This is a genomic window from Streptomyces murinus, assembly GCF_002154555.1.
Lineage (GTDB): Bacteria > Actinomycetota > Actinomycetes > Streptomycetales > Streptomycetaceae > Streptomyces > Streptomyces murinus.
This window is the reverse complement of the sequence record NZ_MUNF01000479.1, coordinates 1-8,770: the sequence shown is the minus strand read 5'-3', so window position 1 is coordinate 8,770 and position 8,770 is coordinate 1. Positions and strand designations below refer to the sequence as shown.

Sequence of the window (8,770 nt, the reverse complement as noted above, 5' to 3'; positions counted from 1 at the left end):
CGGCCATCCGGCGGGCCTCGGCAAGACCGCGCTGCTGACCGAGGCCCGCCGGATGGCCGAACGCCGGGGCTGCACCGTCTGGTACACACGCGGCGCCGAGACCCTGAGGTCCGTGCCCTTCAACGTGGTACGGCAGTTGCTCCAGCCCGCGCTGCTGTCGCTGCTGCCCGAGGAGGCCCGCGAGTACCTCGGCGACTGGTACGACATCGCCGGTCCCGCCCTCGGCATAGCCGAACCGCAGGAGGAGAGCGCCGACCCGCAGTACGTGTGCGACGGACTCGTGGCCGCCGTCCGCCGGCTCGCCCGCCGCGAGTGGCCGCTCGTGCTCCTGATCGACGACGCGCACTGGGCCGACCAGGAGACCCTGCGCTGGCTCGCCGCCTTCGCCGAACGCCTGCACGACCTGTCCGTCCTGGTCGTGGTCGCCCGCAGGCCGGGCGATGTCAGCGGGGAGAGCGCCCGGTACCTCGACGCGGTCGCCGAGGCCGCGGGCCGCCCCGTCAACAACCTGCGCGAACTCACCCCCGACGCGGCGGCCGGCCTCACCCGCGCCACCCTCGGCCGGCATGCCGACGACGCGTTCTGCCGTGAGGTCTGGGCCGTCACCGCGGGCAATCCGTACGACGCCGTCGAGCTCCTCGCCAAGGTGCAGGAGAGCGAACTGTCGCCGGTGGAGGCCCGCGCCGGGGAACTGCGCGCCCTCAACCGCGCGGCCCGCGGCGGCGGACTCGTCGACCGGATCAAGGAACTCGGCCTCCAGGCCACCCAGTTCTCCTGGGCCGCCGCCGTCCTCGGCACCGGCATCACCCTGGAGTCGGTCGCCCGCCTCGCCACCATGGACGAGGACACCGCCCGGCACTGCGCCGGTCTGCTGCGCACCGCCCGCATCCTCACCACACCCGAGCCCACGGCCGGCGAACACCGGGGCGGTGAGCTGGAGTTCGTGCATCCGCTGATCGCCTCCGCCGTCTACAACTCCATCCCGCCGGGTGTGTGCACCGCCATGCACGGCGTGGCCGCCGAGATCGTCACCGAGCTGGGCCGGGGCGCCGCCGAAGCGGCCCGGCACCTCCTCGAAGTCCATCCGGAGGCCGACGAGAGACTGGTCGAGCGGCTGCGCGAGGCCGCCCGCGAACACCTCGCCGTCGGCGCGCCCGACGCGGCCCGCGTCTGCCTCGAACGGGCCCTGGAGGAGCCGCCCCGCCCCGACATCCACGCCCATGTCCTGTACGAACTGGGCTGCGCCACCCTGCTGACCGCACCCGCCGTCACGATCGCCCATCTGCGCAGCGCCCTCGGCATGCGCGGCCTCGACGGCGGCGAACGCGTCGACGCCGTGGTCCGGCTCTCCCAGGCCCTGCTCCACAACGACCAGTTGGAGGAGGCCGTCCGCACCATCGAGGCCGAGGCCGCCCGGCACGAACCGGGGCCCGTACGGCTGCGGTTGCAGGCGTTCCAGTACATGTGGGAGGGCATCCACGGCGAGACCGTCGCCCCGGCCCGCTCCCAGGGCCTCGCCGAACTCGCCGCCACCTGCGCCGGCCGCGACAACACCGAACGCGCGCTGCTGATCCTGCGCGGCTTCGACGCCATGACGCACGGCGAGAGCGCCGCCGAGATCGTGGAACTCTGCGACCGGGCCCTCGTCAACGGACGGCTCGCGCCCGGCCTCGGCTGGACCGACCGCGAGTGGGGCATCGAACTGCTGATGATGCTCGGCAGCGCCTACGTCTACACCGACCGGCTCGACCGCGCCGAGAGCCTGTTCGCGGAGGCCCTGCGCGTGTACACCGGCGCGGGCTGGCACGGCGGGCATCTCTCCCTGGCCAACGCCTACCTGGGTCTGGCCTACCGTCGGCAGGGCCGCCTGCGGGACGCGGAGACCAATCTGCGCGAGGCCCTCGTCCTCGCCGAACGCGTGGGCCGACGCCTGCCGTTGCACTGGTCCGCCACCTGCGGTCTGGTCGACACCCTGCTCGCCCGCGGCCGTGTCGACGAAGCCTGGGCGGTCGCCGAACAGTACGGCTTCGCCCCGCCCTACCCGTCCACCATCGTGCTGCCCGACGTCCGCTCGGTGCGCGGCCGGCTGCTGCTCGCCGTCGGCCGTACGGAGGAAGGTGTCAACGAGTTGGAGGCCGCCGAGAAGACCGCCGTCTCCCGAGGCGGCCACAACCCGGTCCTCGCACCCTGGTCGGTCGACCTCGCCCGGGCCCTCGCGGTCCAGGACCCGGCCCGCAGCAAGCGGCTCGCCGCCGACGCCCGGCGGCAGGCCGAGCGCTTCGGCACGGACACCGCCATCGGCGAGGCCCTGCGCTGTGCCGCCGCGCTCGAAACCGGCCCCCGCGCACTCCAGCTCGCGAGCCGCGCCGTCACCTATCTGGAGGCCTCGCCTTCCCAGTACGAACACGCGGCCGCCCGTATCGAGTACGGCATCCTCGCCCGCTCCGCCGCCGACCTCCACCGGGGCCTGGACCTGGCCCGCTCCTGCGGGGCGGACGGCCTGGTCGCACAGGCGAGGGCGGCGCTCGACCAGGGAGGAGCACGGTAACCCTCGCGCGCCGCGGGGCGGTTCAGGCCGCCCGCGCGAACACCACCCACACCTGACCGGCGGCGAGGTCCAGCGGCCCGCCGTCCGCCCCGGTGAACGTCGTACCGCCGTTCGCCGCGGGCCGCGACCAGGTGGCGGCGAAGGAGCGCCCGTCGCGCAGCACCTCCGCCCGCCCGGAGCTGACCGTCTCGGTGTAGGGGGTGGGGTTGCCGAGCACATCGTGGTACTGCGAGTCGCGGATCCGTACGTACTGGACGACGACCGTCGGCGGCGCCGGGCGGGGACCGTCCGTGGTGACCGTGGGGGTGCCGTCCATCGCGATCAGCCAGCCGTGCCGGACCCCGGACCAGGTGAAGGTGAACCGGGCCGCCGGATAGCGCACGGTGCGCGAGGCGACCGGGGTGCCGCCGGAGGGGGCGGGGCCGTAGCGGAAGCCCGTGGTCAGCGCGCCCTCGCCCGGGGCGGAGCGCAGCAGGCGCGCCGGGCGCAGACAGAGGTTGTGCGGCGCGGCCCGCGCGCTGTCGCGGTAGTAGGCGCCGGCTGCCTCCTCGGGTGACTCGGGCCGCACCGGCGCCCGCTCGATCAGCGGCAGCAGCTTGCGCTGGGCACCGGAGAAGGCCAGATACGGCCGGTCGAACTGGGCGAGCAGCTCCAGATCGGACGCGCGGGCGCTGCGCACCGGTCCGACGGCGCTCGGCAGCCGGCTCGCGTACACCGCCATCAGCCGGCTCAGACCGCCCTCGACCTGCTCCGCGTACACCACGTCGGCGGTGTCGAGTCCGGTCGCCGGGCGGGCCGCCGGCGCATTGTCGATCTTCACGGCGAGCGGTGAGCCGCCCATGGCGGTGGGGGACGGGGGCCGGGTCGGAACCGGCCCCCGGTCATGCCGGCCGCCGTGCCCGCCGCACCCCGACGCCAGGGCGGCGACCAGCACGACCGCCGTCCCCGCGGCTCTTCGCCGACCACGTCTCCCGCCCACCTCGCCACCCCGTCCGTCATCCGTCATCCGTCGTCTGCCGTCTGCCGTCTGCCGTCTGCCGTCCGATCGTGCGCGCACGCGGGTCATACCCGCTGTGCCCCGTCCAGCACCCGCCCGGCACCCGCGCCGTGCCCACCAGGGGATTCGGCGCCCGGACGCACGGGTACCCGGCCGCCACCGCGAGACGGACCCACGCGACCAACGGACCCACGCGACCAAGGGAGCGCGACCTCATGAAGGCAGTCACCTGGCAGGGCAGGCGGGACGTGCGGGTGGAGGACGTGCCCGACCCGAGGATCGAGAAGCCCACCGACGCCGTCATCCGCATCACCTCCAGCGGGCTGTGCGGCTCCGACCTGCATCTGTACGAAGTGCTCACCCCGTTCATGACCCCGGGTGACATCCTCGGCCACGAGCCCATGGGCATCGTGGAGGAGGTCGGCTCGGAGGTGACGAACCTGAAGCCCGGCGACCGGGTCGTGGTGCCGTTCCAGATCTCCTGCGGGCACTGCTTCATGTGCGACTCAGGGCTCACCACCCAGTGCGAGACCACCCAGGTCACCGGCGAGGGCATGGGCGCGGCCCTGTTCGGCTACACCCGGCTCTACGGCGCCGTACCGGGCGCCCAGGCCGAGTATCTGCGGGTGCCACAGGCCCAGTTCGGCCCGATGAAGGTGCCCGAGGGCCCGCCGGACGACCGCTTCGTCTATCTCTCCGATGTGCTGCCCACCGCCTGGCAGGCCGTCGAGTACGCGGCGATCCCGCCCGGCGGCAGCGTCGCGGTCCTCGGTCTCGGCCCGATCGGCGACATGTCCTGCCGGATCGCCGAGGCACGCGGCGCCGAACAAGTATTCGGCATCGATCTGGTGCCCGAGCGGCTCGCGCGGGCGAACCGGCGCGGAGTGAAGACGTACGACCTGCGGACCTTCGACGACGAGAAGGCGCTGATCCACGCGATCCGCGACGAGACCGGCGGCCGGGGCCCGGACGCGGTGATCGACGCCGTCGGCACCGAGGCCCACGGCAGCGCCGCCGCACGGCTCGCCCAGCAGGCCACCGCCCTCATGCCGCGCGCGCTCGCGGCCCCCCTCGCGGAACGCTTCAGCATCGACCGGCTCGGCGCCCTGTACATGGCGATCGACCTGGTACGACGGGGTGGCACCATCTCGCTCAGCGGTGTCTACGGCGGCATGGCCGACCCGATCCCGCTGCTCACCCTGTTCGACAAGCAGACCCAGCTGCGGATGGGGCAGGCCAACGTCCGCCGCTGGAGCGACCAGATCATGCCGTACCTCACCGACGACGACCCGCTCGGCGTCGAGGACTTCGCGACGCACCGGGTGCCGCTGTCCGAGGCGGCGCACGCCTACGAGATGTTCCAGCGCAAGGAGGACGGCGCGATCAAGATCCTGATGAAGCCGTAGCGGCGGGAACCCGGGAGCCTCGGTGGCGGAGGGCTCAGCCCTTCTCCCCGAGGATCTCCGCGAGGTCGTACCGCACCGGCTCCGCCAACTGGGCGTACGTACAGCTCTCGGGCGTCCGGTCGGGGCGCCAGCGGCGGAAACGGGCGGTGTGCCGGAAGCGCTGCCCGTTCTCCATGTGGTCGTAGGCGACCTCGGCCACCCGCTCGGGCCGCAGCGGCACCCAGGACAGGTCCTTCTTGCCCGACCAGCGGCTCGGCGCGCCCGGCAGCCGCGCGCTCTCGTGCGCGGCCTCCTCGGACCAGGCCGCCCAGGGGTGCCCGGTGACCTCGTCCATCCGCAGCGGCGCCAGCTCGTCGACCAGTTCGGCGCGCCGCTTCATGGGGAACGCGGCCGACACGCCCACATGCTGGAGCCTGCCCTGCCCGTCGTACAGGCCCAGCAGCAGCGAGCCCACCACCGGACCGCTCTTGTGCAGCCGGTACCCGGCCACCACGACGTCCGCCGTGCGCTCGTGCTTGATCTTGAACATGGCCCGTTCGTCCTGCCGGTAGCGCAGATCGAGCGGCTTGGCCACGATCCCGTCGAGCCCGGCGCCCTCGAACCGCTCGAACCACTCCTCGGCCACCGCGAGATCGGTGGTCGCGGGCGCCAGATGCACCGGCGGGCCGGCACCGGCGAGTGCCCGGTCCAGCAGCGCCCGGCGGTCGGTGAGCGGCACGTCCAGCAGGGCCTGGTCGTCCAGCGCCAGCAGATCGAAGGCGACGAAGGAGGCCGGGGTCCGCTCCGCCAGCGTCCGCACCCGGGAGGCGGCCGGATGGATCCGCTCGGTCAGCGCGTCGAAGTCCAGATGCCCGGCCCGCGCGATCACGATCTCCCCGTCGAGCACGCACCGCCCCGGCACCCGCTCCCGCAGCGCCTCGACCAGCTCGGGGAAGTACCTGGTCAACGGCTTGCCGGTGCGGCTGCCCAGCTCGATCTCGGCGCCGTCGCGGAACACGATCGCCCGGAACCCGTCCCACTTCGCCTCGTAGTGCATGCCCGGCGGGATCCTCGCCACCGACTTGGCGAGCATCGGCTTCACGGGCGGCATCACGGGCAGCTCCATGGCTCAAATTCTGCTCGCGCGCGCCCTTGCCCGCCCGGCGTGCGCGCCCATGCGCGTACCCGTGTACGCACCCGCATGCGCACCGCCTGCGCCCGGTGTGCGCGCCGCGCGGGGGGCGCCTACGGTGGCCGCATGGCCGAAGCGCTGGAACTGGAGGTGGCCGGGCGGACCGTACGGCTGTCCAGCCCCGACAAGCTGTTCTTCCCGGAGCGTGGCTTCACCAAGCTGGACCTCGCGCGCTACTACATCGCGGTCGGCCCCGGCATCCTGCGCGCCCTGCGCGAGCGGCCCACCACCCTGGAGCGCTACCCGGACGGCATCGAGGGGGAGTGGTTCTTCCAGAAACGCGCCCCCAAGGGCATGCCCGACTGGATCCCGACCGCTCACATCACCTTCCCCAGCGGCCGCAGCGCCGACGAGATGTGCCCGACCGAGGAAGCCGCCGTGGTGTGGGCCGCCCAGTACGGCACCCTCACCTTCCACCCCTGGCCGGTGCGCGCGGGCGATGTCGACCACCCCGACGAACTCCGCATCGACCTCGACCCGCAGCCCGGCACCGACTACACGGACGCCGTCCGCGCCGCCCATGAACTGCGTGCCGTCCTCGACGAGTTCGGCGGACTGTGCGGCTGGCCGAAGACCTCCGGCGGCCGGGGACTGCATGTCTTCGTGCCCATCGAACCCCGCTGGACCTTCACCCAGGTACGGCGCGCCGCCATCGCCGTCGGCCGGGAGCTGGAACGCCGGATGCCCGAACAGGTCACCATCAAGTGGTGGAAGGAGGAGCGCGGCGCCCGGATCTTCGTCGACTACAACCAGACGGCCCGCGACCGCACCATCGCCTCCGCCTACTCGGTACGGCCGCGCCCGGAGGCCACCGTCTCCGCGCCGCTGCGCTGGAGCGAGGTCGACTCCGCCCGTCCTCGCGACTTCGACCTGGCCACGATGCCGGCCCGGTTCGCCGAACTCGGCGACGTACACGCCGACATGGACGACCACGCCCACTCCCTGGACGCCCTGCTGGAGCTGGCCCGCCGCGACGAGCACGACCACGGGCTCGGTGATCTGCCGTACCCGCCGGAGTACCCGAAGATGCCCGGCGAACCCAAACGCGTCCAGCCGAGCCGGGCCCGCAAGGACCCCGCGCCCTGACCGCCGACGGCGCCTCGCCGGACACCGAACCCTCGTTATCCTGGGCGGTAACCGGCCGATGAGGAGTCCCGTGGTGCCCGAGGCAGTGTCGCGTCCCACCCTGGAGGCCGTGGCGACGCGCGCCGGGGTCTCCAGAGCCACCGTGTCACGAGTGGTCAACGGCGGATACGGCGTACGGGAATCACTGGCCGAGCGGGTACGGCGGGCCGTGGCCGAACTGGGCTACGTCCCCAACCAGGCGGCCCGCAGCCTTGTCACGAAGCGGCACGACGCCGTCGCCGTGGTCATCGCCGAACCGGAGGCCCGGGTCTTCACCGACCCCTTCTTCGCCCTCCAGTTGCGCGGCATCAGCAAGGAACTGACCGCCCACGACAACCAGTTGGTGCTGCTGCTCACCGAGGGCCGGGACGACCACACCCGGGTCGCCCGGTATCTCGCCGGGGGCCATGTCGACGGGGCGCTGGTCTTCTCCCTGCACCTGGACGACCCGCTGCCCGGACTCATCCATGACGCCGGGGTGCCCACCGTGTTCGGCGGCCGGCCGGGCTGGCGGGACCGCACCGGCACACCGCTGTACGTGGACACCGACAACCGGGGCGGCGCGCGCACCGCCGTACGCCATCTGGCCGGGCTCGGCCGGAGCAGGATCGCGCACATCACCGGCGCCCTGGACCAGACCTCGGCGGTGGACCGGCTCGACGGCTACCGGGACGTCATGGCGGAGACGGCCGAGGGGGGCGGCGATCCCTCGCTGGTCGTGGAGAGCGACTTCACCCCGGCCGGCGGGGAGCGGGCCATGCGGGAACTCCTCGACCGCCGCCCCGATGTGGACGCCGTGTTCGCCGCGAACGACCTCACCGCGCTGGGCGCCCTGCGCGTGCTGCGGGAGCGGGGACTGCGGGTGCCCGAGGACGTGGCCGTGGTCGGCTTCGACGACATGCTGCCGCTGGCCGAGCAGTCCGACCCGCCGCTGACCACGGTCCGTCAGGACATCGAGCAGATGGGCCGCCTGATGGCCCGTCTGCTGCTGCGGGGCGCGTCCGCCCTGCGGGACGGCTCAACTGGGGCCGGGCCGGAAGGGACCTCCGGGCCGGGCGGCGTCGGCCCGGCGGCTCGGACTCCAGGACCCGGCGTGATCCTTCCGACCACCCTGATCCGCCGGGCGTCCGCCTGAGCCGGTACGCACCTGAGCCGGTAGCCGGTGGGCGGTGGGCGGTGGGCGTCAGAGGCGTCAGTGGCCAGTCGGCCGCCGCGAGCCCGACTCGCCCCGGCCGGCCCCAGTCCCCGCGCGGCCCCCGGTCACCGCCTCACCCCCGTGCCCGCTCGCTCCTGATCACCGCGAACCGTGCGCCGTACGGATCGGCCAGCCCGGCGATGCGGCCCACGCCCTCGACCGTCATGGCCGGGGCGGTCACCGAGCCGCCGAGCCGCCGCGCCTCGGCCACGATCGCGTCGGTGTCCTCGACCCCGAAGTACGGCAGCCAGTACGGCTCGTCCTCCGTCCGGGACAGTGGCACCATCCCGCCGAACATCGCGTCCTCCCCGGCGCCCGCCGGGTTGAC

The 8,770-nt window shown here is 73.6% G+C and carries 7 protein-coding genes; 4 read left to right on the top strand and 3 right to left on the bottom strand.

Features of this window, described 5'->3' with window-relative positions; genetic code table 11:
• A partial coding sequence (locus CCN72_RS26995) for an ATP-binding protein (protein WP_086810383.1) occupies positions 1 to 2,548 on the top strand: 2,548 nt, incomplete at its 5' end.
• A gap of 22 nt (positions 2,549 to 2,570) precedes the next feature.
• On the opposite strand, the gene CCN72_RS26990 is transcribed toward CCN72_RS26995, so the two are convergent.
• Positions 2,571 to 3,554: a DUF3048 domain-containing protein gene (locus CCN72_RS26990; RefSeq protein WP_086810380.1), complete on the bottom strand. Its 984-nt coding sequence runs from the start codon at positions 3,552 to 3,554 to the stop codon at positions 2,571 to 2,573.
• Positions 3,555 to 3,760: 206 nt separating this feature from the next.
• Between CCN72_RS26990 and CCN72_RS26985 the strand changes: the two genes are divergently transcribed.
• Complete coding sequence (locus tag CCN72_RS26985) at positions 3,761 to 4,951, top strand: zinc-dependent alcohol dehydrogenase (RefSeq protein WP_086810378.1); 1,191 nt, start codon at positions 3,761 to 3,763, stop codon at positions 4,949 to 4,951.
• 34 nt (positions 4,952 to 4,985) lie between these two features.
• Here CCN72_RS26985 and CCN72_RS26980 read toward each other — a convergent pair whose 3' ends face one another.
• Positions 4,986 to 6,056, bottom strand: coding sequence for an ATP-dependent DNA ligase (locus tag CCN72_RS26980; RefSeq protein WP_086810376.1), 1,071 nt, complete (start codon positions 6,054 to 6,056; stop codon positions 4,986 to 4,988).
• 132 nt (positions 6,057 to 6,188) lie between these two features.
• Here CCN72_RS26980 and ligD point away from each other — a divergent pair, with 132 nt between their 5' ends.
• Complete coding sequence (gene ligD, locus CCN72_RS26975; RefSeq protein ID WP_208638106.1) at positions 6,189 to 7,208, top strand: non-homologous end-joining DNA ligase; 1,020 nt, start codon at positions 6,189 to 6,191, stop codon at positions 7,206 to 7,208.
• Positions 7,209 to 7,266: 58 nt separating this feature from the next.
• Positions 7,267 to 8,382: a LacI family DNA-binding transcriptional regulator gene (locus CCN72_RS26970; RefSeq protein ID WP_425276176.1), complete on the top strand. Its 1,116-nt coding sequence runs from the start codon at positions 7,267 to 7,269 to the stop codon at positions 8,380 to 8,382.
• A 133-nt stretch (positions 8,383 to 8,515) separates the two neighbouring features.
• On the opposite strand, the gene CCN72_RS26965 is transcribed toward CCN72_RS26970, so the two are convergent.
• Positions 8,516 to 8,770, bottom strand: a 255-nt coding sequence (locus tag CCN72_RS26965) for a VOC family protein (RefSeq protein WP_483027280.1), incomplete at its 5' end; no start/stop codon positions are given.